Genomic DNA, 26,104 nt, shown 5'->3' on the forward strand with positions numbered 1-26,104 from the left:
TCACACTGCCATGCACTCGGGCGTTTGTCAAGGGGGTTGGGCGCCTTTTCCAGGACACTTGGCGCTTTTGAGACCTACATGTGGGCCTTTGGGTGGCCCTAAGTGGAAGGTGTTTTCTATAGAAGCGGGGCGCACTGCGGGGGGGCACAGCTTCTCCAGGGTAGTGCCATGCACGAAGGGAACGGCGCAAGTCCACAGTTTGACATGCCCCCGTAAGGTGTGCTATGATGAGACAGCCCAGGCGCGGTGAGATCGGCCCAGGCAGCCCACGCCGGGAGGAGGCTATGCCCAAGAGCGAAATTGTCATCCGATTGGGCGGGGAAGGTGGTGAGGGGGTCATCTCCACGGGCGATATCTTTACCCTGGCATCGGCACGGACGGGCTACCATGTGTTTACCTTCCGCACCTATCCCGCCGAGATCAAGGGGGGGCACGCCTGGTACCAGGTGCGTGTCGGGCCCCGCCCTGTCCTCTCCATGGGCGACCAGGTGGATGTCCTGGTTGCCTTTAACCTGGAGGCCTATGAGAAGCACAAGCACCTCCTCAACACCGAAGAGGGGGTGCTTATTTATGACCCCGATGAGGTTACGCCCGAACCCCGTCCCCGCACGGTCTTTTACCCCATCCCCTTCAATCGCATCGCCCGCCAGGACCTGAACTTTGTGCGGGGCAAGAATGTGGTGGTCACGGGGGTGCTGGCGGGCCTGTTCGGCCTGGACCCCACCTCCCTCACCCAGTTCATCACCCAGCGCTATAAGCGGCGCGCCGAACTGTTGGACCAGAACCTCAAGGCCTTGGAAGCCGGGCTGAACTACGCTCAGAAGAACTTGACCAAGGCGGACCCCTACTACCTGACGCCCACGGAACGGGTGGGCCGCCTGGTCATGAGCGGGAACGATGCCATCGTGGCGGGTGCCCTGACTGCCGGGTGCCGCTTCTATGCCGGCTATCCCATCACCCCCGCCAGCGAAATTCTGGAACTGATGGCCCAGACTCTTCCCCGCTTGGGGGGAACCAGCTTGCAGGCCGAGGACGAAATCGCTGCCATTGGGGCGGTGCTGGGGGCCTCTTTTGCCGGCGTCAAGGCCATGACGGCCACCTCCGGCCCGGGCCTCTCGCTGATGACCGAGTTTATGGGCTGGAGCGGGATGGCCGAGGTGCCCTGCGTCATTGTGGATGCTCAACGCGCCGGCCCCAGCACGGGGATGCCCACCAAACTGGAGCAAGGCGACCTCAACCACGCTCTGTTCGGTGGGCACGGGGAGTTCCCCCGCATCGTCATCGCCCCCGGCTCCGTGGAGGACGCCTTCTGGCAGATCATCAACGCCTTCAACTTGGCCGAAAAGTATCAGACGCCCGTCATCTTCCTGTCGGACCAGTCCCTTTCCCACCGCACCGAGTCGTTGCTGAAGCCTGATTTGTCCAAGGTGAAGGTGGTGGATCGCATTCAGCCCACTGCGGACGACCTGGCCAACGGCTACGAGCGCTTCGCTATCACCGAGACGGGTATCTCGCCTATGTCCATCCCTGGTACGCCAGGGGGGATGTATGTGGCCCCTGGGTTGGAGCACGATGAGAAGGGGCATGTGGATAACCCCTTGGCCTCCCACGAGAAGATGGTGCCCAAGCGCTTCCGCAAACTGGAGACTCTCCAGAAGGAACTGGAGGCGCCGCCCCGCTACGGCGCTCCGGACGCCCGCATCGGGGTCATCGGGTGGGGCTCCACCGAGGGCGCCATCCGGGAGGCGGTGGAGCGCTGTGTGGCCAAGGGGATGAAGGTGGCTGCCCTCCACCCCAAGGTCCTCAACCCCCTGCCCGAAAAGCACCTGGAGCAGTTCATCTCCTCGATGGACATGGTCATTGTCCCGGAGATTAACTACACGGGGCAGTTCGCCCGCTACCTGCGCAGTGTGTTCGGCATCCCGGTGGTGCGCATCAACAAATGGGGTGGCCTCCCCTTCACGGCCGGGGAGATTCAGCGCAAGATAGAGGAGGTTGTCAATGGTCGTTAGCGCCATCCCCCTTACGGCGAAGGATTATAAGAGTGAGGTGAAGCCCACCTGGTGCCCCGGGTGTGGGGACTTTGCGGTGCTGTCGGCCACCTATAAGGCTTTGGCTGACCTGCAACTGCGCCCGGAGAAGGTGGTGGTAGTATCGGGCATCGGATGCTCTAGCCGCATCCCGTATTTCTGCAACACCTATGGCACCCATACCCTGCACGGGCGGGCCTTGCCCGTGGCGACCGGTATCAAGATGGCCCGTCCGGATCTGACGGTGGTGGTCATGGGCGGGGATGGCGACCTGTTCAGCATTGGTGCCGGCCACTTCCCCCATGCCGCCCGCCGCAACCTGGATATCCTGACGGTGTGCATGGACAACCAGACTTACGGCCTTACCAAGGCCCAGTATTCCCCCACATCCTTCGTCGGCCACAAGAGTAAGTCTAGCCCCTATGGCACGGTGGAGATGCCCATGAACCCTGTGCTGATGGCGCTGGCGTCGGGGGCATCCTGGGTGGCACGGGGGTATTCGGGACGGCCCAAGCAACTCCAGGAACTCATCGTGGAGGGGATTCGTCATAAAGGGTTCGCCTTCCTGCATGTGCAAAGCCCCTGCACCGAGTTCCATAACACCTATAACTACTACGACGCCCGCGTTCAGGATATCCCCAAGGACCACGACCCCACGGACTATATGGCGGCTATCCGCTTGGCCATGCCCCAGGAGAAGACCCTGCTAGGGGTGTTCTACCGCAGCGAGCGCCCTGTGTATGAGGAGCGCCTGCGGGCCTTTGAGCAGATCAAGGTGGAGTTCGATCCCGACGAGTTCCTCTCCCGCTATGGGTAGCAGGGGGCAGCTGCCGAGATGGCGCCGGGGCCCTGCGCAGAGCAGGGCCCCTGTTTTTGGGGCGCAGGGCGCTTGCGGGACGGAACAAGGTGGGGGGAGTTGCCACCCCCGAGGCTGTTGGGTATGATAGTGAAGGCCTTCTCAAAGCACGGGTGCGCGCTCCGATGGGAAGGAGGACGGCATGAGCACCACTACCCTCTCTGCGGAAACGATGCAGGCCCTCAAAGCGGCCAAGCGCATCTTCCAACACAACCGCACCATGACCTTGGTGAGCCACGCCGAAGGGCGCGTCTGGGCCAATAAGGTCTATTTCGCGGAAGAGGGCGGCTATCTCTACGGGGTGATTGAAAAACCCACCCCCGGGCGCGGCCACCACTACCAGAACATCCTCCAGAACCCCAAGGTGTTCTTTATCATTGACCGTGGAGTGCCCGACCTCTTCCTGCAGGGGGAGGGGGAGATCGAAATCCTGGGGCCGGTGGCCGAGCGCCCCGAGCGCCACCTTCTGTTCCGCAAGGTGCCTCAGGCGGTGGTGTTCGCCAAGTACTTCCCCCTGCTGGTGTTCCGCATCCGCCCCACGCGTCTCCTGATCTCCGACTATCGGGTAGAATGGAAGCCCCGTGCCCAGGTGGAGGTAACGGATACGGTGCTGCAGGCCTTCCAGGGTCCTCTGCGCACCGCAACGCCCACCTGGAAGGTGTACTGGCAAGCGGTGCGCCCCTTCGCCTTTACCGTTACCTTTTTCGCCGCCCTGTTGGGTGGTCTGCTGGCTCCCACCCTGTCGTGGCCCCTGCTGGTGGCCACCCTTGTGGGTGCTCTGCTCGTCCACGCCGGGGTGAATGTGCTGAGCGACTATATGGACTACCGTCGGGGCGTGGACACCTGGGCCACTTTAGGCTCCAGCCGGGTATTACCCGACCGCATGCTGTCGCCACGCCAGCACCTGGTCTTTGGGGTGGTGCTCCTGCTGGTGGCCGCGGGCATCGGGGGGGCGTTGACGGTTTTGCGGGGGCTTCCGGTGCTCTACATCGCCCTGGCGGGGGCTTTCCTGGGGGTCTTTTACACCGTTCCGCCTATCGGTTTGAAGTACCGCGCCCTGGGCGACTTGGCTGTGTTTCTGGCTTTCAATCCCCTGATGGCCCTGGGGGCTTACTATGTGCAGGCCCAGGGTTTCGCCTGGGAGCCGGTCATCCTGTCCCTGCCGTTGGGCTTTCTGACCACGGCGATCTTACACGGCAATAACTTCCGCGATATCCAGGACGACCAGCGGGCGGGCTTCACTACGGTGGCGGGGTATCTAGGGTTCAAGGGGTCGGGCTATTACTACCTGGCGCTGGTGGTGGCCACCTATGGGGCGGTGGCCGTCGCCATCGGCGTGGGGTTGCTGCCCTGGTGGGGTGTGCTGACCTTCCTGACCCTGCCTTTGGCGTGGCGCAATGTGCGGGCTGCCTTCCAGCCCCGAAGGGTTGCCTTCACCTTTCTAGACCTGGTTACTGCCCAGCTGCACCTCTACTTCGGGCTGGCGCTGGTGACCAGTGTGGTGTTGGGGCGCTGGGTGGGCTAGGCTGGGCTAAGGGGGCTAGTTGCCCTGGGGAACCTCCCCCAAAGGCTGGGAGGCGTACTTAGAGGGGCACTTGACGATGACCTGCTCGGCCACAAAGACCCCATTAGGCTGTAATTGCCCCTCCAAAACGATTTCCGAGTAGGGGTTGAAGAAGAGTTCGGGCACCACGCCGGTGTAGGTGGCGAGGAGGCGTCCTTCGCCCTTGGGGTCAGTGAGGACGAAGAAGGCCTGGGTGCTCCCAGGGACGCGCTGAAAAGAGCCTGCTACCAGTTTGCCGCTGACGCGCATGTCCTTGTGATAGGCCCGCTCCCCGAGAGCCAGCAGCTCGTCCACAGTTCGGTAATAGACGGTGGAGGAGCGGAAGGCGGTCCACCCGAAGTAGCCCAAAGAGGCCACGAGGAGCACCCCCACCAGAAGGAGTTTCCCGCCTCCCTGGCGCAACCAACCCTTGGGGGGAGAAGGCACCTGGTGCATCGCTTTAAGTATATCCTCTGCGAAGGGTGCAGGGCAAGGTCTCTAGGTGCCCACGGCGGTGCGCACGATGAGGCCAGCCAGGTAGCCTGCCCCGAAGCCGTTATCGATGTTGACCACGGCCACGCCGGGAGCGCAGGAGTTGAGCATGGCCAGCAGGGCGGCGAGGCCGTGGAAACTGGCTCCATAGCCCACGCTGGTGGGGACGGCGATGACAGGGGCCTGCACCAGCCCCCCCACCACGCTCGGGAGTGCCCCCTCCATCCCCGCTACAACGACGATGGCCCGCGCCTTGGAGAGGTTGGGGAGCACATTCAGAAGGCGGTGCAGGCCCGCCACGCCCACATCGTAGAAGCGCTCCACTTGGCAATCCATTAGGGAGGCGACAAGGGCAGCCTCCTCGGCCACGGGCAGGTCGGCGGTGCCGGCGCATACCACAGCCACCCCCGGAACCGGGCGCGTCGCAGTGCGCCGATCTACGACGATAGCCCGTGCCGTCTCGTGCCACTGGGCGTCGGGCAGGAGGGCTTGGACGGCCTGAAAGTGGGCCGGGGTGGCACGGGTGACGAGGAGGCGGTCAGCACCTTCGGCCAGGCGCTGGGCGATGGTGGCCACCTGGTGGGGAGATTTGCCCATGCCGAAGATGACCTCTGGGAACCCCTTGCGCAGAGCGCGGTGCAGGTCGGGGCGGGCGAAGCCGAGGTCGGCGTAGGGGAGGTGGCGCAGGGTCTCCAGGGCTTCCTCCAACGACACCTCGCCCTGGCGCACGGCTTCCAGGAGTTGGCGGAGGCGCTGAGTATCTATAGTGTACCTCCCTTGCAGCGGTGCCCACGCTTAATGTACCAGCCGGCAGGAGAACAAGGCAAGGGCTGGAGGACTCCTAGGAAGCCCAGGGGGCCACCTGGAACAGGTGGCCCCCTTTGGATGCCCCGCAGAGCGATAGGGCTAGCCTGGGCGCGGTGTAGGTGTCGGTGTGGGCGTCGGCGGCCGCGGTGTAGGCGTCGGTGTGGGTGGCGGCGGGGTAACTTCGAGGGGTGCAGTGGCCACGGAGCCTTGGTCGCCGATCGCTTTGATGGTCCAGATGCCAGGCCCCAGTTGCGCCAACTGCCCCGCACCACTTGTGAGGCGCAGAGCGCCGGAGGAGTTGGCCTCGTCGCCCACCAGGAGGAACTCACCGGTGGGGGTTACGGCCACCAGGATGACGGCCTCCCGGGGCTTGAAGCCGGAGAGGTAGGCGGTGAAGCGCTCGGCGGTGGTGTAGGTGGTCCTGGGGAAGACCAGGGTGGGTTCAGCCGAGGCCGGGGAGCCAGGCGGACCGGCAGGACCACGCTCACCCTGAGGGCCTTGAGGTCCTGGCGGACCTGCGGGGCCTTGCGGGCCGGGCGGACCCTGGGGGCCAGGCGGGCCAGCGGGGCCCGGCGGGCCTTGGGGGCCTGGTGGCCCTGCCACCCCTTGCGGGCCTTGACAGGCCGTCAGAGCCAGCACTCCTATCAGGGACAGTACGAGCAGAATACCAAGGAGCCGTGCGCTCGGGAAACCTTTCACAGAACCCCCCTTCTCTGTGATAGTGCTGTGATCAGGCGGCCACCCCGAGCACCCCAACCCTATCACCCGCCTAGTCTAGGGAGATGGCGTCCAAGTGTCAAGGGGTTGGAGCGTCCCTTTTTGCCTCAATTTCTAGAAGTGCTGGAGCGGACCGCTTCTCAGCTCAGGAAACGGTAAGGTGTGCCCGTTTGTTCCTCCCTGGGGCACCGCCCGCTGGGGCGCGGGGGTTTCCTCGTGTCCCACTCCATAGCGAAGGCCCTTGCGCTCCCCTCGCCGCAAGGGCCTCTGCGGAGGCACGATGGGAAGACCGCCCCGGAGCATTTACGGGCCCGTACGGGTAATGGACAGGTCCTCCCCCGGCGCCAGGGCGATGCGCCGCACTTGGATGCCCAGTTTGAGAAGCCAGTAGCCCAAGGTGGCCTTGCTGACCCCCAGTTCGTGGGCGGTGGCCGATAAACCCTTTTCGTTCACCAGTTCGGGCAGAAGACGCTCCAGGGGACGCCCATAACGCTCTTCCACCTGGAGCATCAGGCGGGTCTTGCGCACCTGCGGTTTGGACACCATAGCCTCCTCCTCCTTTACTCCAAAGGTTAGCACACCGTTTCCGTCTTGTCAAGACCCTGTATAGGACAAGGAATGGCATTGGATAAGCGATGTTTAAAAAGTGTTTAGAACGCTTTGAGGCGATGCCCTCGTGTCGTCTTATCTTGCCTTCCACCAGGTGATGGTGGTAAAGTGCAGAAGGGGCCCAGTCCCGCACTCAAGGAGTGGCGATGGAGCAGTTTCTTCTGCGGTGGGTTCAGACCGTGTACCAGACCTTAGGCTGGCCCGGTTTGGTGGCTCTGTCCGCCCTAGAAAGCGTCTTCGTCCCCATGCCCAGCGAGGTGGTGATGCCTTTGGGGGGGTGGCTTCTCGTGCAGGCTCGGGGTCTGGGGGTGCCGGGTCTGATGCTGGCGGCCTTTTTGGGGGCATTCGGCCATCTGCTGGGCTCGTTGTTTCTGTATTGGGTGGGGGCAGTGTGGGGACGGGCTGTCTTGCTGCGGTGGGGACGTTGGGTTCTCCTCACACGGCAGGACCTGGATCAGGCCGAGCGCTGGTTCGCCAAATATGGCGAGGCCACTGTGTTCTTCGCCCGTCTGTTGCCTGTGGTGCGCAGTTTGGTCAGTTTCCCCGCAGGCGTGGCGCGCATGCATTTGGGCAAGTTTTGTGTGTATACCTTGCTCGGGGCGTTCCCCTGGTCGTTGGGCCTGGCATGGGGAGGCTACCTTTTGGGGGAGCATTGGGAGCGCATACGCCACCTGTCGCGCCCCTTCGACATTCCCGTTGTGGTGGTCCTGGGGGTTGGGGTGGTGTGGTGGCTGTGGCGTCGCATTCGGCAAGTGCGAGCAGAGGCGTCTCATCTGGACGATGCCGTAGGAGACGACATAAAGCGCGCTTGACCCCTGAAGACGAGGAGGTGCCTATGTCCGGACCGCGCGTGCATGCCCTGCTGCGGGAACTGGAGGGGGCGCACGAGGCATTGGAGCGGGCTTTGGAGGGCATAACTCCGCGGGAACTGTATACGCCCCCCAAGGAGGGGGAGTGGTCGGTGGCCCAGGTGCTGGCCCACACCATCGAGATGGAGCCCTTTTGGCTCCGCAAGGTCTTGCTGGCCCGCCAGCAGGAGGCCCCCACCCTCGCCCGTGCCACCGAGGCGGAGCGGGAGCAGCGCCTGCGCGCCGTGGCCGAGCACGGCCAGGATTCCCTGCCGGTCATTCTCTCCCGTATGGCCGAGGCCCACGCCGAGGCGGTGTCTATCCTTCTGCGCCTGGACGAGGCTGACCTGGCCCGGCCCTGTGTCTACCAGAATCGGCGGATGACGGTGCAGGCGTTCATTGAGAGCGTTGCTCGCCACCTGAGGGAGCACGAAGCCCAAATCCGCGCCACACGCGAGGCCCTGGCTACCCCGGGGCAGACGGCTCCCGCCCGCTAGCGGGCCGACGGTTGAACCTGCTCCGTTCGCTGCACCAAAAGGGCCTTCACCCGGTCCAGAATGCGCTGGGCTACCTCGTATTTGGGGAGCAGGGGCAGTTGTTCTATACCCCCCTCCTTGTCCAGGAGGACGACGCGGTTGGTCTCTGCCCCGAACCCGCTGTCGGCAGCGGTTACATCGTTGGCGGCGATGAGGTGCATGCCTTTGGCCTGGAGTTTTTCCCGGGCGTTGGCCAGCAGGTTCTCCGTCTCGGCAGCGAAGCCCACCTTAATGACTTTCCCGTCCACCTCGGCGATGATGTCGGGGTTGCGGGTGAGTTCCACTGTCCACAGGGGGGGGCCTTTTTTGATCTTTTGAGGGGCCAGGCGGGTGGGGCGGTAGTCGGCCACAGCGGCCGCCATGATTAAGGCATCGGCCTCTCGGCACGCCTCCAGCACCGCATCCCGCATCTGGAGGGCTGTGGTTACCCGCCGCACCTCTACGCCTGCGGGGTCGGGCAAACTGGTGGGGGCGGTGATCAGGATGGCGCGCGCCCCACGGTCGCGGGCTGCTTCCGCAACGGCATAGCCCATTTTGCCCGAGGAGCGGTTGGTTACCACCCGCACAGGGTCTATGGGTTCCTGGGTGCCTCCGGCCGTGGCGACGATGGTGTATCCCCGCAAATCGCCCGTTGCTCGGCCCAGCACCCAGCGCACATGTCCCAGGATGTCGGCGACTTCGGCCATGCGCCCCTTGCCCACCAGGCCGGAGGCCAGCCGCCCCTCCACCGGCCCAACCACATGCACGCCCCGTTTTTGGAGGCGTTCCAAGTGCTCCTGCAGAACAGGGTGGGCATACATGTGGGCGTCCATAGCGGGCACCACCACCAGCGGCGCACGGGAGGCCAAGGCGGTGGTGGTGAGCACATCATCGGTCAAGCCCACAGAGAGGCGGGCGATGGTGTGGGCTGTGGCAGGGCAGACGAGGATCAGGTCGGCCCGCAGGGCCAGGGCCACATGGTCCATAGCCGTTTCGGCGCGGGGATCAAACAGATCCGTCAGGACGGGGCGATGGGTGAGGGCCTGGAAGGTGAGGGGGGTGATGAATTGACACGCCTCGCGGGTGAGCACCGTGTCCACCAGAGCGCCGTGTTGCACCAGTTTGCTGGCCAGGTCGGCCGCCTTGAAGGAGGCGATGCTCCCCGTGACCCCCAGAACGATGTGCTTCCCGTGGAGAACCGTCGGCATAGGTCCCTTCCTTTCTCCCAAAGGTAAGGGCCTCCCTGTGGGGGTGTGCCCTACCGCTCGGGGCGGTTCATCTCATAAATAATACGCAGACCGTGCAAAATCAGGTCCGGGTTGACGGCAGTGAAGATGTCAGTCTCCCGGGCGATGAGGGAGACCAGCCCGCCAGTGCCGATGACTTTGGCGTCGTCTCCCAGTTCCTCTTTGAAGCGCTTGACCAGGCCTTCCACCATGCCGATGTGGCCCAGGAGGACGCCTGACTGAATGGCGGCGACCGTGTTGCGCCCGATGGCGCTCTTGGGGCGCACCAGTTCCACCCGCCGCAGTTGGGAGGCGGAGGTGAACACCGCTTCGGCCACCACCTGGGGGCCGGGGTGAATGGCGCCGCCCAGGTAGTCGCCGTCGCGGGTCACGGCGTCCAGCACCGTGAAGGTGCCCACCTCCACCACAATCACCGGCCCCCCATACAGGCGATAAGCGGCCGCCGACGCCGCCACGCGGTCGGCCCCCACATCCCGAGGGGTGTCGTACAGGATACGCATGCCTGTTTTGACGCCGGCCCCCACGATGAGGGGTTTCACCTGGAAAAAGGTGCGGCACATCTCCTCAAAGACCCAGGTAAGGGGGGGGACCACACTACATAAAGCGGCATCCCGTATGTGGGAGGGGTGCAGGCCCCGCAGGTTGAGCAGGGAGAGCAGGAGCACCCCGTAGTCATCAGGCATGCGGCGGGGGTCGGTGGCGACGCGCCAGGTGGCCACCAACTCCTCCCCCCGAAAGGCCCCGATCTTCACATTGCTGTTGCCGATGTCCAGGGCTAGGAGCATGCTCTCCCCTCGCTGATTATACCTTTTCTGATCCCATGACCGAGAAGGGAAGGTGATGCCCTGCCTTGAGGCCCTTGATAACGCGGGGAAGGAGGGGCAAAAGGTCTCCCGCTATAGTGCCAGCGTCGCCGATCTCCTGGCGGGCTACCTCCCCCGCCAAGCCGTGCAGGAAAACACCCAAACTGGCTGCATCAAAGGGATGCAGGCCTTGGGCCATAAGGCCTGCGATGGCTCCTGCCAGCACATCCCCCGTGCCCGCGGTGGCCAGGGCGGGGTTGGCGAAGGGGCTCAAGCGCACATTGCCCTCAGGGGAGGCGATGACGGTGAACGGCCCCTTGAGCACCACCGTAACCCCCCAGCGTTGAGACGCCTCACGGGCCGTGCCCAAACGGTCCTGCTCCACCTCCTCAACTGTGCTGTCCAGCAGGCGGGCCATCTCCCCCGGGTGGGGAGTGAGCACAGCGGGTGCCCGCAGTTTCTCCCACCAGCGTTCCTGGCGGGCCAAGATGTTCAGGGCATCGGCGTCCAACAGCATGGGGATATGCAGGGGGGTCTCGCTGAGCAAGAGGTGGCGGAGAAGGGCTTCGGCGGCGGGGGTTTGTCCCAACCCGCATCCGATGAGGAGCACCTCAAACTGACTGGCGGAGCGGCGCAGCTCCCGAACCGCCTCCGGGGAGAAGACCCCGCTGGCCGCCTCCGGGAGGGGGAGGTGGGTAACTTCGGTCAACTTGGCGGCCAGGATGGGGTGGATGCTGGTGGGTGCTGCCAGGGTAACATAGCCCGCCCCCACACGGGCAGCGCCCATACACGCCAGGTAGGCGGCACCGATGTAGCGGGGTGAGCCCACCACTGCCAGCACACGCCCGAAGGTGCCCTTATGGGCTGACAGGGGGCGAGGAGGGAGGGTGTGACGCGCCCACCGGGCGTCCAGCAGGTCCAGGGCGATGTCCTCGGCCAGGTGCTCTGGGATACCGATGTCCACCACCTCCAGGCGCCCTACCCGCTCGGCACCGGGGAACCGGAACAGACCGACTTTGGGGAAGCCCAGGGTGAGGGTAAGGTCGGCGTAGGGGGTGTGGGTGTCAACGGCACCCGTGTCCGCATCCAACCCCGAGGGGAGGTCCAGGGCCACAAGACGCACCTCCGGGCGCTCCCGTTGGGCGCAGACTGTGACATCCAACACCTCGGCGAACAGCCCTTCGAAGGGGCGGCGTCTGCCGATCCCTAAGATGGCGTCCAGCACCAGGTCGGCACGGGCCAGCAGGGTGCGGAGGGTGCGCAACTCCTCGTCGCTAGGGGCTTCCACCACCTCCACACCCCGTTGCCGAGCGGCGGTGAGTTTGGCGTCCTCGGGGGAGCGGGGCAGGATAAGGTAGGCGGTAACCTTTGCCCCCCACGAGGCCAGGTGGCGCGCCGCCACCAGGCCGTCGCCCCCGTTGTTGCCCGGGCCGATGAGGGCCAGCACCTCCGCCCCGGGGCGCTTTCCCAGCATCGTCCAGACCTTCTCAGCCACCCGCAGGCCGGCGTTCTCCATCAAGGTGTCCCGGGTGATGCCCAGGGCCTCGGCCTGTCGTTCCAGGCGACGCATCTGGTCAGCGGTTACCACCTTCATGGCGTTAGCGGGAGGGCAAGGATGGGGGTGTGTTCCCCTGCAGGCGTCGTCTCCCCGATGACGACGGCGATGGCCAGGTCGCGGCTGTGGGAGAGGGAGAGGGCGAAACGGCGGATGCCCAGGTGGTGGGCGCGGGCTAAGGCCCGCCCCGTCAGGCGGATGGTCGGGGGCTGGCCCCGTTCCCGCACCACCTCAATTTCTGTCCAGGAGACGCCCCGAATGCCCGTGCCCAGGGCTTTCATGACGGCCTCTTTGGCGGCGAAGCGGGTGGCCAACTGGGGGGCCTGTCCTCTGGCGTAGGAGAGCTCCTGGGGGGTGTAGATGCGCGTCAGAAAGCGCTCGCCCCACCGCTCCACGGCGCGGGCGATACGGGGGATTTCAATGATGTCCACGCCGATGTAGAGCATGGCTTCCCCTGGTGTGGGGTTCACGGGGCGACGGGGGCCAGGCCCGCTTGGGCCAGAATGGAGGGGATGTGGCGCTCCCATCCGATGGCCATAATGTGCACCCCCTGGCAGAGGGGGCGCACTGCACGAATGATGCGTGCCGCCAGGGCGATGCTCGCGGCGGTGCGGTCGGGGGCCTTCTCCAGTTCGGCGATGAGGGGCTCGGGGATGAACACGCCGGGGAGGTTCTGATTGAGATTACGGGCCATAGCCGCCGACTTGAGCACGATGATGCCCGCCAGGAAGGGCAGGCGGTAGTGCTCCACCCGCTTCATAAAGGTGCTGAACTTATCGGGCTCGTAGATGGCTTGCGTTTGGAAGAAGCGGGCGCCGGCGGCGATTTTCTCCTCTAGGCGTTGGAGTTCCTTGTCCAGGTCTTTAGCCCCAGGGTTGACCACCGCCCCCAGGTGGAACTGGGGTGCCCCTTTGAGGGGATTGCCCGCCAAATCGTGCCCCTCCATAAGGGCTGAAGCCGCCTTCAGGATGCCGATGGCCTCCAGGTCAAAGACGGCCTTTGCCTCGGGGTGGTCGCCCGTACCTGGCGGGTCACCGCTCATGACGGCGATGTTGTGGATGCCTAAAGCCGCTGCCGCCAGCAATTCAGCCTGGATAGCGATGCGGTTGCGGTCGCGCCCGGTGATTTGCAGGATCGGCTCTAGGCCGTGGTCCAACAAAAAGCGGGCGGGGGCGATGGGGGCCATAGCCATGCGTGCCCCGGTGCAATCGGTCAGGTTGAAGGCGTCTACCATTCCCCGCAGGGCTTGGGCCTTGCTAAGCATCTCGGAAAGGTCTGTGCCTTTAGGGGGATTGAGTTCTACCGTGACGACGAAGCGTCCTGCGGTCAGCGCATCACGGAAACGGCTCATGGTGTGTTGCACTCCTTTCAGCCATTATAGCCTCCCGACTGGGGGGTGTCCAATGGCGCGGGGCGATCCCCCTGTCCACCAGGGGGCAGGGGTGCGTCCCGGGGTGAGGTGTCTTGGGGGGGCTTGTGTTGGGCGCGCTTGGCTTTTATGATGCTGGCAGAGCGGACAAGGAGGTGCCTATGCCCTACGAAACTTTGCTGTACCAGCAGGAGGGGATGCTGGGAGTGTTATCCCTGAACCGTCCCCATCGCCTGAATGCTTTGAGTCGGCAACTGGTGCAGGAGTTGGACGCCTTTTTCAGCGAGGTGGAGCGCAAACGGGACGTGCGGGTGCTTATTCTGAGAGGGGAGGGGCGTTCCTTCTGTGCGGGAGCAGATATCAAGGAGATGGCCGAGGAGGAGCCAGGGGTTGCCTTACCCCGCGCTACTACCCGCATCGCCACCCGCTTGGAGAACCTGCCTTGTATCACCATTGCGGCCGTGCACGGGTATGCAGTGGGAGGGGGCTGTGAACTGGCCATGGCGTGTGACCTGCGTGTCGCCTCGGAGGATGCCCAGTTCGGCCAGCCGGAGGTGAAGTTGGGCATTTTGCCCGGCGCAGGGGGGACGCAACGCCTCCCCCGTCTTATTGGCATCGGGCGGGCGAAGGAGCTGATGTATATTGGGGACTTCATTGACGCGCGCACCGCCCTGGCGTGGGGTCTGGTGAACCGCGTCGTCCCTGCGGAGCGCCTCATGGACGAGGCCAAGGCGCTGGCCCAGGTGCTCTTGCAGCGGCCTCCGCTGGCTTTGGCGCTGATCAAGTCCTGTGTGCAGGTGGGGATGCAGATGGACCTGTACTCGGCCCTGGAGTATGAGGCGCGGTGCTCCACCATCTTGCACGCCTCGGAGGACCGCAAGGAGGGGATGCGTGCCTTTGTGGAGAAGCGTCCCCCCGTGTTCAAGGGGCGGTAGGTCGCCTGCCCGCTCGGCGAGACGGGCATCTTGACGCCCTCGGTGTCGTTATATTATCATGCGAGACGACACTGGAGGGCCAATGCTGGAGATTACTTTCAGCGGGGGGGTGCTCCGCTGTCCGGAGACGCCCGAGTTCCTAGAGGTGGCGATGCACTTGCTGCAGGTGTTGAGGGAGCAGGAGCGGGCGGGGCAGGCTCGGCGAGGGGGTGAGGGCGTGCCCTCGCCCCTGCGCCCCTCGGCATCCCCCCCACCCGCTGCCTCGCCCCCCCCTGGCGCTTCTTCAGCCCCTGTATCCCCGTCTCCGGGGCGGGTGCGGTGGTTCGTTACCCATCGCCCGCGCATTCAGATAGGGCCGGGGCAGGTGGTGGAGCCGTCCAGCATTCAGGAGCTGAAGGAGTTTCTGCAGGCGCGGGGTCTGACGCCGCACCCCCGTGGAGACGCCTCCATGCTCCTATGGCAGGTGCGGGTGCGTCTGGGCCTGCCGGTGGAGGCAGCGCCCGTGGAGGGGGCTACAGGGACTCCTTGAGACGTTGGGCCAAAGCCCATGTCATCCCGGGCAGGGCGGCGATGCGCTCCACCGGGGCATCTTTGATGGCTTTGAGGGAGCCGAAGGTGCGCAAGAGGAGGCGCTTGCGCTTGGGGCCGATGCCCGGCACGGTGTCCAAGACGGAGCTGGTCTGCCGTTTGGAGCGCAGACGCTGATGGTAGGAGACGGCGAAGCGGTGGGCTTCGTCCCGCAGGCGCTGCACCAAGAAAAGCCCTTGGGAGCCGCGGGGCAGAAGGATGGGCTCGGGGGCGTGGGGCACAAACAGTTCCTCCCGCTCTTTTGCCAGGGCGGCGAGGGGGATGAAGTCGGTGGATAGGCCCAATGCCAGGAACACCTCTTGGGCCACCGAGAGGTGCCCTTTGCCTCCGTCCACCACCACCAGGTCGGGGACGATGCCCCACGCCTCCTGGTCGGGGGGTGTGTTGCCTGGGGCGAACAGGTGGGGGGCTTTGCGGTAGGCCTCGGCCAGGCGGGTGAAACGCCGGCGCAGAACTTCCCGGAGCATGGCGTAGTCGTCTATCCCCTGGACGGTGCGCACTTTGAAGCGGCGGTAGTGGGCGCGGTGGGGCTTCCCATGCACGAACACTACCATGCTCCCCACGGCATCCGTGCCCCGGATGTTGGAGATGTCGTAGCATTCGATGCGGACGGGGAGGCGGGGGAGGTTGAGGGCCTCCTGCACCTCGGCCAGGGCCTTTTGCAAGGCGTCTTGGTCGGCCAGGGCGCGGGCTTGCTGCAAGCGTAACCCCTCCTGGGCATTCTCCGTGGCCATGTCCAATAGGCGCTTTTTGGCTCCCCGCTTGGGCACCATCAGGCGCACGGGTGCGCCGCGCTTGGCGGTCAGGGTTTGGGCGATAAGGTTGGCGTCCTGGGGCAGGCAGGGGACGACCACAAGGGGTGGGATAAAGGTAGCGGCCTGGTAAAACTGGAGAAGGAAGTGGGCCAGCACCTGGGCGGGGGGCTCGTCCTGAGTGCCTTCTAGGGAGAAGTGGTCGCGCTCCACCAGTTTGCCTTGGCGGATGAAGAACACCTCGGCGCGGGCCTGGGCGTGCTCGTGAGCCAGGGCGATGATGTCCATATCCTCCCGCTTCAAGGAGACGACCTTCTGCTCTTCCAGCACCTGTTGGATGGCGCGAATCTGGTCGCGCAGGCCGGCGGCCCGTTCAAAGTCCCACCTCTCGGCGGCCTCCCGCATCTGCTGATGGAGCCTGCGCAGGACCTCTTCCGCCTTGCCCTGCAGGAACTGGATGACCTGTTGGATGATCTCCCGATACCCCTCGCGGGAGATGTAGCCTGTGCAGGGGGCGGCACACCGGTGGATGAAGTATTCCAGGCAGGGGCGGGGGTCTGTGCCGGTGATGGTCTTGGTGCAGGAGCGGTAGGGGAACAGGCGTTTCAGGAGGTCTAAGGTGCGGCGCACCGAGCCCGCCGAGGCGTAGGGGCCGAAGTACAGGGCCCCGTCCGCATGCACCTTGCGGGTGAAGTAGACGAGGGGGAAATCCTCCTGCAGGTCAATGCGGATGTAGGGGTAGGTTTTGTCGTCCCGCAGGCGGGTATTGTAGGGAGGGCGATGGCGCTTGATGAGGGTGTTTTCCAAAAGGAGCGCTTCGCTCTCCGAGTGGGTGAGGATGACCTCCAGGTCGGCGGCGCGGGCGAGCATGCGGCGGATTTTGGGGGGATGGTCAGCGCTGTCGGCGCAATAGGCCCTCCCCCGGTCGCGCAGACGCGCCGCCTTGCCCACATAGAGCACCTGGCCGCGTGCGTCGAGGAACATGTAGACGCCGGGACGGTCAGGTAAAGCCTTGAGGCGCTCCTGGAGGGCAGGGGTGGGGGTCTCCATATCAGTGCCCCTCCTAGCGCAGGAGGAGCCAGAGCACCAGCAGGATAGCTAAGCACATCCCTGCGACGATGCCAACGGCCGCCAACTCCCGCCCGATGGGAAGACGCATACTCGGTGCACCGGGCGGTGGACGGAGGGAAGGGGAAAGGGCGGGACGTGGGGTCTCGGGGGCAGGGGCAGAGGGCTTAGGGGGCAGGGTGGCTGTCCCGGTGGGAGCGGGGGTGTTGAGGAAGCGGGGCCGACGGCCCCGGCGGGTCTTCCTGGGCATGGGTGTCGGCTCCTTTAGGGTGTGGCTGGGGGCCAGTAGAGTCTGGCCAGGTGGACAATGAAATCGGCCGCTTGGTGGAAAGTGAGCAACCCCGTGTTAAGCACCAAGTGGTACTGATGGGGTGTGCTGGGGTCGGTTTTGAAAAAGCGCCGGTAGTAAACATCCCGGGCCCGTTCCACCTGAGCGATATGGCGTTCGGCGCGAGGCCTGTCCAGATGCTCCCGCTCCATAATGACCGCCAGGCGTCGTTCATAGGGGGCGACCAGGCCGATATGGAGGGCGCGGGGGTGATCCTGGAGCACCAGGTTAGAGGCTCGACCTACCACCACGATGTTGTCGCTCTGGGCCAGGGTGCGTATGGCTTGGCTGATGGCCTCCACGAAGCGACGGTCGTCCATCTCTTGGGCGGGTTCGTGGGTGCCCTCGGGGTAGGGTTGTAACAGCAGGGCGTCCATGCTGGCCCCGAAGTAGGGGTCGCCTCCGGCCAGGGCGCTGCGCTCCAGGACGCGCTGGAGTAGGCGGGCGGCCCGTTCGCCTAGGGTGGGGGAGCGCTCCTCCCGCTGGGCCAGGGCTGCCACCGGCACCCGTATGCGCCGGCTGGCTTCGGCCAGCACCAGGCGGTCCACATAGTCCATTCCCAGGGTGCGGGCGACCTCCACGCCCACCTCGGGGGCACCGCTTCCATACTCGCCGTTGATGGTGATGACCGGCATACCGCCCCTCCTACCGCCCCAGGCGGGCAGAAAGTGTATCCCTCTCCTTCAGCCAAGTGATGTTGGCCTCTTCCGAAGGGTCGGGTTGGGCTGTGAACCAGGCGTCCAGTATCTCTTGCGCCACGGCGGGGGTGGTGAGGCGCAGGCTCATGCACAGCACATTGGCGTCGTTCCATTTGCGGGCGCCGGCGGCGGTGGGGGCGTCGGGGCAGAGGGCGGCCCGCACCCCAGGGACTTTGTTGGCCGCCATGCAGACCCCTGTGCCCGTCCAGCAGAACAGGATGCCCTGCTGGCACTCTCCCGAGGCCACCGCCTCCCCCACCCTCTGGGCCACGACGGGCCAGTTGGGGTTGTCCCCCTCCCGCAGGGCGCCGAAGGGGACGACCTGGTGCCCCAGCCGGCGCAGGTGCTCCAGCACCCAGGTGGTCAGGGGGGTAGCCTCGTCGCTGCCGATGGCGATGCGCATGGTCCTCCCTCACCTGCTAGGGTAGCGGGTTGGGGGCCGATGCGCAAGGTGGGGGACTAGTCCCGCTCCATTTGGACCCACGAGGGAGTGGTGGTATGCACAGTCGCTCGAACCCGTTCCTGGAGGGCAGGCAAGGTCTCTCGGGGGGCCGAGGGGAGGTTAAGGGCACGGCTAAGGGTGTCGGAGAGCGGCGGGAAGGTCTCTCGGGGGGCCGAGGGGAGATTAAGGGCACGGCTAACGGTGTCGGTCAGGGGAAGGAAAGATTCGTGAAATCCAGAGGGGAGCCACAGGGCGCGGCGCACACCCTCCAACAGGTTAAGCATATAAGTCAAAGGTGGGGGCACAGAGGGTTCCACCTTCGCAGGAATGCCTGGCATCGGTGGAGGGCCGGGTGGCATAGGGGGGATGCGAATCAGATCACCTTTATCGTCGGGTGGAGGGTCGGGCAGGATGGTGATGGGGGGTTCTTTCGTGGGAGCGGGAGGGGGGTCTGGGGTCGTTGCGGGGGGTGGCTCCTTGGCCAACAGGTACAACCCCCAGGGGGCGAACAGATACCCCAGGAGGAACGCCCCAAGGGCTACCCCCAAGGCGGTGAGCAGGCGTTGCCGCCACATAGGCCCACTCCGTTAGGGCAGGATAAAGGTGAGGAAGAACTCCACACTGGAACCGGCAGGCTTGTGTACCGGCGGGAAGGTCACGCGGTTGAACAGGAGAGTGCGGTTGGCGTCCCGCAGGCCCGCCTCACGATAGACCTCATCGGCAGTGGTGGTACCGATGCGGAAAACCATCGTCACGCTAGTGCTGGCGACATCCACGGCAGGGGTATAAAGGCGAGACACGAAGCGGACGGCCCGCTCCAGTGCCGTGTCCGAGGCGGTGGGCGGGTTGCACACCCCGTCAGCGCCACAGTCGCCCACCTCCAGCACTGTCAGGCTTAGGTTGTCGCCAGGGATGCTAGCGGGGGTCCAGAAGGGGCCGAAGGCTTCGGCAAGGAAGGCAGCCTTACCGATGTCGGTGATAATGTTGCGGGCCTCGTGGCGGGCCACCACCTGTCCGTCGGGGTCGTAGAGGACCACGGCCATGCGCCCCTGCAGGCCGAGGGGGCCCGCCTCCCCTTCGGGCACCACCCCAACCACAGGGGGCGACTGTCCCGTGCGGGTGCGGACGAAGGCATAGCCTTGCAGGGCGAGACCCCCCAACAAGGCCACGAGGCTGATCACCAGGATGGCTATTCTCGCTTTTGCCATAGCGTCCCTCCTATGAGCAGGCCAAGGATGCACAGCGGGCTCTTTCGTTTAGGGGAAACGGAACTCCATGGATACCACAAGGAATTCGGCGTTAGTATAGACTACGGGGGGGGTGAGCAGCACACGGTTGACCAAGACTCCACCAGAACTGCTAACAATACCCACTTCACGAATGGTACCCCCACCACCACCGATACGGTATTCAAGGGATACCGTTTTGTTCGGGATGTCCAAAGCACTAGAGTGGAAGGCCATTGTATGCAAGTATCTCTCCAATGCGGTGTCACTAGGGGTGGGCGGATTGCAGACGTTATCCGCGCCACAATCGCCTAACTGCACAACTCCCGGCAGGTGAGCATCTGCTCCTCCGGGGTTGGGATCTATGGGGTTGAATGCGTCGAATGCCTCACTGAGAATGGATGCTTTGCCCCGGTGGGTGATGAGGTTGTTGACGGAGCGCTCGTCCACCAGGTTGCCCTGGGAGTCATAGAGGCGGATGTGCATGCGCCCCCGCAGGGCCAGGCTCTCCCGCAAGCCATCGGATGGGGTCTCGGCGGCTGGGGAGGTGTGCTGGGTAAGGGTGGGAGCCTGGGTGGGGGAGGTCTTGGAACGGGTAAGGGCCACCTGCACAGCGGAGCCGATAAGGAAGGCTAGCGCCCCCACCAACAACAGCACCGGCAGAAACAGTCCACGCCTGCGCATGCGCATCCTCCCATTAGCAAGTGTGGACGCACCACTATAGCAAACCCACAAGAGGGTGTCAAGGGAGTGTGCTAGCGGGCGCGGGGGTGGGCCTTGTCGTAGGCCTCTTGAAGGTGCTGGTTGGTGAGGTAGGTGTAGATCTGGGTGGTGGCGATGCTGGCGTGGCCCAACAGTTCCTGCACGTGGCGCAGGGGTGCCCCGCCTCGGAGCAGGTGGGTGGCGAAACTGTGGCGCAGGGTGTGGGGGGTAACAGGGGAGGTGATGCCCGCCTTGCGGGCATACCCCTTCAAAATCAGCCAGAAGCCCTGGCGGGTAAGGCGCTCCCCCCGTTGGTTGACGAACAGGGCCTGCTCCCGCAAATCGGGGACAAGGCGGGGGCGTCCCCGCTCCAGGTAAGCCCTCAGGGCCTCCTCTGCCACTGAGTGGATGGGGATGACCCGCTCCTTGTTCCCCTTGCCCCGGCACCGCACTGTCCCTTCCCGCAGGTTAATATCCCGCAGATCCAACCCGGTTAACTCGCTCACCCGCATCCCCGTAGCGTACAGGAGTTCCAGCATAGCCCGGTCGCGCAGGGCTTCGGGGGTCTGCTCCTTCCCCGTCGCTTGCAGGAGCCGTTCCACCTCTTCCTCGGAAAGGGCTTTGGGGAGGTGGCGTCCCGCTTTGGGGGAGCCCAGGTCTTCGGCGGGGTTGCTGGCCAGCACCCCTTCCCGCACCAAGAAGTGGAGGAGGGACTTGACCGCCGCCACCCGGCGGGCCAGGGTGGTGTTGGTGTAGCGCTTCTCTAGAAGCCACAGCACGAAGCGGGTCAAAACCCCCAGGTCAACCTGATCCCATCGGCTGATGCGCTCCTGGGTGGTCAGGAACTCCAGGAGTTGGTGCAAATCGTTACGATAGGCGGCAATGGTGTGAGGGGATGCCCCCCGCTCCACGGCCAGGTGTTCCAGGAAGGCGTCTATCTGCTCTTTCACGATGCACCCCCTTGGGCTGGGTGCTTCCTTCTGCTAGGGCGAGGCCCGTGCCCGTAGGCGACGGCGGGAGGAGGGGGACCGCTCATCCCCTGCGGCCAGGGATACACCTTTGCCCAGCACGATAGGCCCGGCGGGCAGGCTCCAGGCCAGGGCCACGGGCGGAAAGAGGGCCACAGCGATAACCACAGTCCAGGACAGCCAGGCCCACCACAGCGGCGCAGTTCGGTGGGCTGTATGGACCACGGTGAACAGGAAGGCCCAGGGGATGGACAGGTACCCCAGCAGGAGGAGGGTGGAGCGCACTTTGTCCACCTGGGTGGCCATCTGCACCAGGTAGGCTCTGGCAGCGGGGTCGTGGGTGGCGTAAAGGCTGGCGAAGATGGGGTCAAGTACCGCATGCCACAAGAATGCCAGGGCGGTAGCCAGCATGGCGATGCCCCCCGCCAGCAGGGCGAGCCATCCCAGGGGGCGGTTCCTCTCCCGCAGGGGGTGCGTGGCTCCCCATACCGCTACCCCCAGCAAGAAGAAGAAGGCTGTCAGCACAAGGTGCTCTCCTATCCAGAAGGGGAGCAGATGCCCCTGCAGAGTGCGCATGGCGTCGGGCAGCGGAGTGTGCAGGGGGGGCAGGCCATCGGGGCGCAAGGCGACCAGTAGGGGAACACTGATGAGGAGCAGGGCTGACCCCGCCACCGCACACCATCCGCCCACACGGGAGGGAGAAAAGGCCCCCATAGCTACCACCTATCTAGGCCTCCGAGGAGGCCCCACGGCCCGTCTCAACGGGCAAAGTGTCGCACCCTTATACTAGGCGCTGGGACTTCGGCCCTGTCAAGGGCGAAAAAGGGGCATAAAAGGGCAATTTGCGAGGGCGCAACCCCTAACCGAGAGGGCCTTTGTGCACTCCGAATCTACCCCGCCCCGCGCAGACGGGGGTCCAGGAGGTCCCGCAAAGCGTCCCCGAACATATTGAAGGCGAACACGGCCAGGGAGAGGGCCACGCCTGGCCAAATGGCCATCCAGGGGGCTTCATACATGTAGCGCAGGCCCTCCAGGCTGAGCATACCGCCCCAGGTGGGCCGCGGGGGTGGCACCCCATACCCCAGGAAGGAGAGGCTCGCCTCGGTGAGAATGATGGTGCCCAGGCCGATAGTAGCCAACACGATGACCGTGGCCATGGTGTTGGGCACCACATGGGCCAGCATAATGCGCAAGGGTGTGGCTCCTATGGCGCGGGCGGCTTCAATGTACTGGTTCTCCTTGATGGAGAGGGCGACACCCCGAATCACGCGGGAGTTGGCGATGCCCGAGGAGATGCCCAGCACCACGGTGATCTGCACCAGCCCCGGCCCCGTAAGAGACAACACGGTGAGCAAAATCAGCAGGCCCGGGAAGGCCATCCAGGCGTCCACGAGCCGTTGAAGGATGATATCGGTGCGTCCGCCGAAGTAGGCGGAGGGGACACCGATGAGGAGGGAGACCAGCGAAGCGATCACAACAGCCACAAAGCCGATGGCCAGGGAGATGCGTGCCCCATAGACAATGCGGGTAAACACATCGCGTCCTAGCTGGTCGGCTCCCAACCAGTGGGCCCTGCTATAGCCGGCGAAGCGGTCGGTCAAGATAGCCTCAGCGTAGCCGTAGGGGGTAATGAATTCTGCGAAGATGGCCGCGAAGGTCATGATAAGGAGGATAATGGCCCCCACCAGCCCCAGGGGTTTGGTGCGCACCAGGCGCACCAGCACCTCAGCCCACCAGGGCATGCGGCGCTTCCACACGGTTTGCAGACCAACCGTCGCCTCGGCCTGACGCATGCTCTCCCTCCCAGGCTAACGATAGCGGATGCGCGGGTCCAGGTAGGCGTAACTGATATCCACTGCCAGGTTGAGCAGGATAACGAAGGTGGCCAGAATGAGGTTGATGCCCTGCACCACCGGGTAGTCCCGCCGAATGAGGGCTTCAAAGAAGAACTGTCCTACCCCCGGCAGGCGAAAGATGGACTCAATGATCACCGAGCCCCCAATGAGGAAGGGCATCTGGATGCCGATGATGCTCACCACGGGGATAAGGGCGTTCTTGAGGGCGTGGCGGGTAATGATCACCTGCTCCGACAGGCCCTTGGCCCAGGCGGTGCGGATATAGTCCTGGCGCATCACCTCCAGCATGGCGGAGCGCATAATGCGCATGACCGGGCCGGCCCGCGTCAGCCCGAACACCAGGGCGGGGATGGCCATGATCTTCAAGTTCTCCAGGGGATTCTCGGTGAAGGAAACATAGGTCCACACGGGTGTCCACCGCAGGTAGATGGAGGGGAGCACCACCACCAGCACCGCCAGCCAAAAGAAGGGGATAGCCAGCATAGCGATGGCGAAGATGCGCCCCAGGTAGTCGGCCCAGGAGTCCTGGCGAATAGCGGAAATCACCCCCACCCCAACCCCGATGACCACCGAAACGATTATGGTCAGGATAGCCAGTTCCAGGGTAACGGGGAAGCGGCGGGCAAACTCCTGCACGATGGGCTGTTTCGTCCAGAGGGAATGGCCCAAGTCGCCTCGGAAGATGTCACTAATCCAGGTAGCATACTGGACCAGGATAGGCCGGTCCAGGCCAAGCTCTTTGCGCAGGGCCTCCACTGTGGGGGCATACGCATACCCCTCCAGCATTTGGTGCACCACATCCCCAGGCAGGAAGCGAAGCATCAAGAAGACGACGATGGTTACCACAAAAAGGGTGGGAACAACATAAAACATCCGGCGCAGGATGTATTGGCGCATCGGTTCCCCCTACCGCTCTTCTAGTTACTTCTGGATGAGTGGACCAGTGGTGTGTGGAAGCCTGCTGCACGACGGCCCGCACCCGGGGGTGGATGCACACAGGGCGACGCCGTGTCCCGCACAGAGGGTTGGTGCGGTGGAATGCTGGAAAGGCGCTGGAGGGGGCATGAACTCTCAAGTTGCCGATTGCGGATAGCGCGCCGCATGCGGACCTCCTTTCCCGTCCGCAAGGTGGCACAAGGTGGCATTAGTATAGGAACGGTGTACGCCCTTTGTCAAGGGGGCAGAGGGGGATGATGGATTTTTTGCCCGCGCAGTGAGTGCAACTAGGCGGAAACCGTTCGCTTAGGGAATCCCGAAGCAAAGCAAGGCAGGGGACGACAGTTGGCGTACCTTGTCAGAAAGGGGGGCGCCCCGCTCTGGGTTATGGCCCCTCTACCCAGGTCCACTGCAGAATTTTGCCTGTGCCGTGGGAGTCGTGCTGGACGAAGTTGCGCACCCGGGGGGCGTGGACGCTATAGGAGTAGCCGATGGGCAAGTAAATGTAGTAGGCCTTGTCCAGCAGGTAGCGCTGTATCTCCAAGACGATACGGCGGCGCTCGGCAGGGTCCAGTGCCTGGCGCTGGGCTACCAGGAGGGGGGTCAAATGGGGGTCATCCACGTGGGAGCGGTTGTTAGCTTGGCCAGGGTAGTAGAAGCCGTAGAGCCAGTCGTCCACCTCGCCGAAGGGGGTTACAGGGCCGATGGCCATGTGCTCATAGCGTCCCACAAAGGTGGTGGACACATAAAGGCCCAGGTCTTGGGGGTTGGGGATGATGCGAAAGCCCGCCCCCTCCAGATCCTGCTGGGTAAGGGCATAACGGGATTCCCAGATGGGCCCATAGAACACGGGGGCATAGTTCAGGGTAACGGCAAGGCCCTGGGGGTAACCCGCCTCGGTCAGGAGGCGGCGGGCCTCGGCGGGGTCGTAACCGATGTAATACTTCAGGCGGGCGGGGTCCTCTCGGCTGATGTCCAGTTTCCAGGCTTGCAGGGCGCAGGGGACAGGCCCGTTGTCTATGCACCCTTCCCCTTCGTGGAGGGTGGCCAGCCACGCCTGGCGGTTGATGGCCAGCGACACCGCCCGCCGCACCCGAATGTCGTTGAAGGGGGGGCGGTCGGTACGCATGTAGATGTGTCCCATATCCACCCGCAGGTATTTGGTTTGGGGGATGTCGGGACGGACTTTCGCTAAGGGGCGGGCCTCCTCTTCGGTGATGAAGCCCCGGTAGCCAACGGTGTCCACACGCCCCGCCCGCAAAAGGGCCAGGCGGGTGGCGGGGTCGGCCACCACCTCCCACACCACCTGCTCCAGATAGGGGGAGCCCTCCACGTAGAAGGCGGGGTTGTTCTTGTAGACCAGTTGGACACCGCGGGTGTAGGTCTCCAGGGTGAAGGGGCCGGTGCCGATGGTGGTCTCAACGGTGTTGAAGTCGCGGAAGGTGCCCCCCTCTTTGGGCAGGATATACATGAAGGAGGGGTCGGCCAGGTTGTGCAGGAGAGGGGCGTGGGGGGCCTTCAGGCGCAGGCGCAGGGTGGAGGCGTCCACTACCTCGATGGCGTCGATGGGTTCGGCGCGGTAACGGAAGATGGAGCGGGCGGCGAAGCGCTCCAAAGAGTACTTGACATCCTCGGCATCCAGAAGGCGGGCGTTGACGGGGGGTCTGTTGTGCCATCGGACGCCTTTACGCAGGTACAGGGTGAGGGTTTTACCGTCGGGGGAGAACTCCCAGCGCTCGGCCAAATCGGGGTAGATGGTGTAGTCGGCGGGGAACTTCTGTTCGTGGGGGTAGGGGAAGCGCAGGAGGCCGTTGTAGACATAACTCCCGTGGGCTTGGGTGGGGGAACTGATGAAGGCGTGGATGTCCAGGCTGGGGGGTTCGGGGGCGGCGTAGCGGAAGGTGCCTCCGTAGCGGGGGCGGGCTATCGGCGCGGGTGTGGGGATGGGGGTGGGTGTTGGGGTGGGCAGAAGGATGGGGGGCGTGGTGGGGGCAGCGTCAGGGGTGGTAGGCGCAGGCCCCTCGGGCACGGGGGCAACGGTGGGTGCCGAGACAGGGGCGGGCGGGACACCAGGGGTGGCGGTGGGTGTCGGCGCTCCCGCCGGGCGACAGGCCAGAAGCGCCAGGGCCGCAAGGCTCACGAGCACTCCGACAAGGCGCACGATAGTCCCCCACCCTTAGTCCGTGAGACCCCGCAACAGAGGTTGTTCCAAAC

General features: G+C 64.7%; 28 protein-coding genes and 1 pseudogene. 7 read left to right on the forward strand and 22 right to left on the reverse strand.

From position 1 onward, the window contains the following. Positions 1-284: 284 nt before the first annotated feature. From NZ951_04380 to NZ951_04390, 3 genes are all read left to right on the forward strand, one after another. Complete coding sequence (locus NZ951_04380) at positions 285-2,012, forward strand: 2-oxoacid:acceptor oxidoreductase subunit alpha (protein MCS7207159.1); 1,728 nt, start codon at positions 285-287, stop codon at positions 2,010-2,012. Further along, positions 2,002-2,847 carry a 2-oxoacid:ferredoxin oxidoreductase subunit beta gene (locus NZ951_04385; protein ID MCS7207160.1) on the forward strand — a complete coding sequence of 282 codons (846 nt, stop codon included), beginning with the start codon at positions 2,002-2,004 and terminating at the stop codon, positions 2,845-2,847. Before NZ951_04380 ends, NZ951_04385 begins: the two co-directional genes overlap by 11 nt. Before the next feature lie 181 nt (positions 2,848-3,028). Continuing rightward, positions 3,029-4,411 carry a UbiA family prenyltransferase gene (locus NZ951_04390; protein ID MCS7207161.1) on the forward strand — a complete coding sequence of 461 codons (1,383 nt, stop codon included), beginning with the start codon at positions 3,029-3,031 and terminating at the stop codon, positions 4,409-4,411. Between the two features lie 15 nt (positions 4,412-4,426). Here NZ951_04390 and NZ951_04395 read toward each other — a convergent pair whose 3' ends face one another. The 4 genes from NZ951_04395 to NZ951_04410 all read right to left on the reverse strand — a co-directional run bounded on the left by NZ951_04395 (position 4,427) and on the right by NZ951_04410 (position 6,991). Next, complete coding sequence (locus NZ951_04395; GenBank protein ID MCS7207162.1) at positions 4,427-4,885, reverse strand: cytochrome c maturation protein CcmE; 459 nt, start codon at positions 4,883-4,885, stop codon at positions 4,427-4,429. 42 nt (positions 4,886-4,927) lie between these two features. Then, positions 4,928-5,686, reverse strand: a complete 759-nt coding sequence (larB, locus tag NZ951_04400) for a nickel pincer cofactor biosynthesis protein LarB (GenBank protein MCS7207163.1) — start codon at positions 5,684-5,686, stop codon at positions 4,928-4,930. Positions 5,687-5,827: 141 nt separating this feature from the next. Further along, positions 5,828-6,427 (reverse strand): hypothetical protein, encoded by a 600-nt coding sequence (locus NZ951_04405; protein MCS7207164.1) that lies wholly within the window; start codon positions 6,425-6,427, stop codon positions 5,828-5,830. Positions 6,428-6,748: 321 nt separating this feature from the next. After that, positions 6,749-6,991, reverse strand: a complete 243-nt coding sequence (locus tag NZ951_04410; GenBank protein ID MCS7207165.1) for a hypothetical protein — start codon at positions 6,989-6,991, stop codon at positions 6,749-6,751. A 209-nt stretch (positions 6,992-7,200) separates the two neighbouring features. Here NZ951_04410 and NZ951_04415 point away from each other — a divergent pair, with 209 nt between their 5' ends. Together NZ951_04415 and NZ951_04420 are read left to right on the forward strand one after the other, a co-directional pair. Then, positions 7,201-7,866 carry a DedA family protein gene (locus NZ951_04415; protein ID MCS7207166.1) on the forward strand — a complete coding sequence of 222 codons (666 nt, stop codon included), beginning with the start codon at positions 7,201-7,203 and terminating at the stop codon, positions 7,864-7,866. Between the two features lie 23 nt (positions 7,867-7,889). Further along, complete coding sequence (locus NZ951_04420) at positions 7,890-8,399, forward strand: DinB family protein (protein ID MCS7207167.1); 510 nt, start codon at positions 7,890-7,892, stop codon at positions 8,397-8,399. Here NZ951_04420 and coaBC read toward each other — a convergent pair. The 5 genes from coaBC to NZ951_04445 are packed head-to-tail and all read right to left on the reverse strand — an operon-like array spanning position 8,396 to position 13,373. Next, entirely contained in the window at positions 8,396-9,625 is a 1,230-nt protein-coding gene (coaBC, locus tag NZ951_04425; GenBank protein MCS7207168.1) for a bifunctional phosphopantothenoylcysteine decarboxylase/phosphopantothenate--cysteine ligase CoaBC, read from the reverse strand. The two genes, NZ951_04420 and coaBC, sit on opposite strands and share 4 nt — an antisense overlap. Positions 9,626-9,675: 50 nt before the next feature. After that, the gene (locus NZ951_04430) at positions 9,676-10,449 is read right to left on the reverse strand and encodes a type III pantothenate kinase (protein ID MCS7207169.1); all 774 of its coding nucleotides are present in this window, start codon (positions 10,447-10,449) and stop codon (positions 9,676-9,678) included. Between the two features lie 16 nt (positions 10,450-10,465). Continuing rightward, a complete protein-coding gene (locus tag NZ951_04435; protein ID MCS7207170.1) occupies positions 10,466-12,037 on the reverse strand; it encodes an NAD(P)H-hydrate dehydratase in 1,572 nt (523 codons plus the stop codon). 20 nt (positions 12,038-12,057) lie between these two features. Then, entirely contained in the window at positions 12,058-12,468 is a 411-nt protein-coding gene (gene acpS / locus NZ951_04440) for a holo-ACP synthase (protein ID MCS7207171.1), read from the reverse strand. A gap of 20 nt (positions 12,469-12,488) precedes the next feature. After that, on the reverse strand, positions 12,489-13,373 hold the full coding sequence (locus tag NZ951_04445; GenBank protein MCS7207172.1) for a methylenetetrahydrofolate reductase: 885 nt from the start codon (positions 13,371-13,373) through the stop codon (positions 12,489-12,491). 179 nt (positions 13,374-13,552) lie between these two features. On the opposite strand from NZ951_04445, the gene NZ951_04450 reads away from it, so the two are divergent. Further along, the gene (locus NZ951_04450; protein ID MCS7207173.1) at positions 13,553-14,326 is read left to right on the forward strand and encodes an enoyl-CoA hydratase-related protein; all 774 of its coding nucleotides are present in this window, start codon (positions 13,553-13,555) and stop codon (positions 14,324-14,326) included. An 82-nt stretch (positions 14,327-14,408) separates the two neighbouring features. Further along, on the forward strand, positions 14,409-14,855 hold the full coding sequence (locus NZ951_04455; protein ID MCS7207174.1) for a hypothetical protein: 447 nt from the start codon (positions 14,409-14,411) through the stop codon (positions 14,853-14,855). Here NZ951_04455 and uvrC read toward each other — a convergent pair. The 13 genes and pseudogenes from uvrC to NZ951_04520 form a co-directional block, all read right to left on the reverse strand. Next, complete coding sequence (gene uvrC / locus NZ951_04460; GenBank protein MCS7207175.1) at positions 14,839-16,716, reverse strand: excinuclease ABC subunit UvrC; 1,878 nt, start codon at positions 16,714-16,716, stop codon at positions 14,839-14,841. The two genes, NZ951_04455 and uvrC, sit on opposite strands and share 17 nt — an antisense overlap. A gap of 13 nt (positions 16,717-16,729) precedes the next feature. Further along, positions 16,730-16,984: a hypothetical protein gene (locus tag NZ951_04465; protein ID MCS7207176.1), complete on the reverse strand. Its 255-nt coding sequence runs from the start codon at positions 16,982-16,984 to the stop codon at positions 16,730-16,732. Positions 16,985-16,998: 14 nt separating this feature from the next. Beyond that, entirely contained in the window at positions 16,999-17,697 is a 699-nt protein-coding gene (locus tag NZ951_04470; GenBank protein ID MCS7207177.1) for a cytidylate kinase-like family protein, read from the reverse strand. A gap of 10 nt (positions 17,698-17,707) precedes the next feature. Next, positions 17,708-18,163 (reverse strand): RpiB/LacA/LacB family sugar-phosphate isomerase, encoded by a 456-nt coding sequence (locus NZ951_04475; GenBank protein ID MCS7207178.1) that lies wholly within the window; start codon positions 18,161-18,163, stop codon positions 17,708-17,710. A gap of 56 nt (positions 18,164-18,219) precedes the next feature. After that, a complete protein-coding gene (locus NZ951_04480) occupies positions 18,220-18,777 on the reverse strand; it encodes a hypothetical protein (GenBank protein MCS7207179.1) in 558 nt (185 codons plus the stop codon). Positions 18,778-18,789: 12 nt separating this feature from the next. Continuing rightward, a complete protein-coding gene (locus tag NZ951_04485; protein ID MCS7207180.1) occupies positions 18,790-19,410 on the reverse strand; it encodes a phage tail protein in 621 nt (206 codons plus the stop codon). A 48-nt stretch (positions 19,411-19,458) separates the two neighbouring features. After that, positions 19,459-20,112 (reverse strand): hypothetical protein, encoded by a 654-nt coding sequence (locus tag NZ951_04490; GenBank protein MCS7207181.1) that lies wholly within the window; start codon positions 20,110-20,112, stop codon positions 19,459-19,461. Positions 20,113-20,183: 71 nt separating this feature from the next. Further along, positions 20,184-21,080, reverse strand: coding sequence for a site-specific tyrosine recombinase XerD (gene xerD, locus NZ951_04495; protein ID MCS7207182.1), 897 nt, complete (start codon positions 21,078-21,080; stop codon positions 20,184-20,186). A 33-nt stretch (positions 21,081-21,113) separates the two neighbouring features. Then, complete coding sequence (locus NZ951_04500; protein ID MCS7207183.1) at positions 21,114-21,812, reverse strand: hypothetical protein; 699 nt, start codon at positions 21,810-21,812, stop codon at positions 21,114-21,116. A 176-nt stretch (positions 21,813-21,988) separates the two neighbouring features. Next, positions 21,989-22,891: an ABC transporter permease gene (locus NZ951_04505; protein MCS7207184.1), complete on the reverse strand. Its 903-nt coding sequence runs from the start codon at positions 22,889-22,891 to the stop codon at positions 21,989-21,991. Between the two features lie 15 nt (positions 22,892-22,906). After that, positions 22,907-23,851: an ABC transporter permease gene (locus NZ951_04510; protein MCS7207185.1), complete on the reverse strand. Its 945-nt coding sequence runs from the start codon at positions 23,849-23,851 to the stop codon at positions 22,907-22,909. 424 nt (positions 23,852-24,275) lie between these two features. Then, the gene (locus NZ951_04515) at positions 24,276-25,760 is read right to left on the reverse strand and encodes an ABC transporter substrate-binding protein (GenBank protein ID MCS7207186.1); all 1,485 of its coding nucleotides are present in this window, start codon (positions 25,758-25,760) and stop codon (positions 24,276-24,278) included. Between the two features lie 23 nt (positions 25,761-25,783). Beyond that, positions 25,784-25,982, reverse strand: a pseudogene (locus NZ951_04520) (hypothetical protein). Between the last annotated feature and the right edge of the window lie 122 nt (positions 25,983-26,104).

The organism is Dehalococcoidia bacterium (genome assembly GCA_025060295.1).
GTDB lineage: Bacteria > Chloroflexota > Dehalococcoidia > Lucifugimonadales > HRBIN23 > HRBIN23.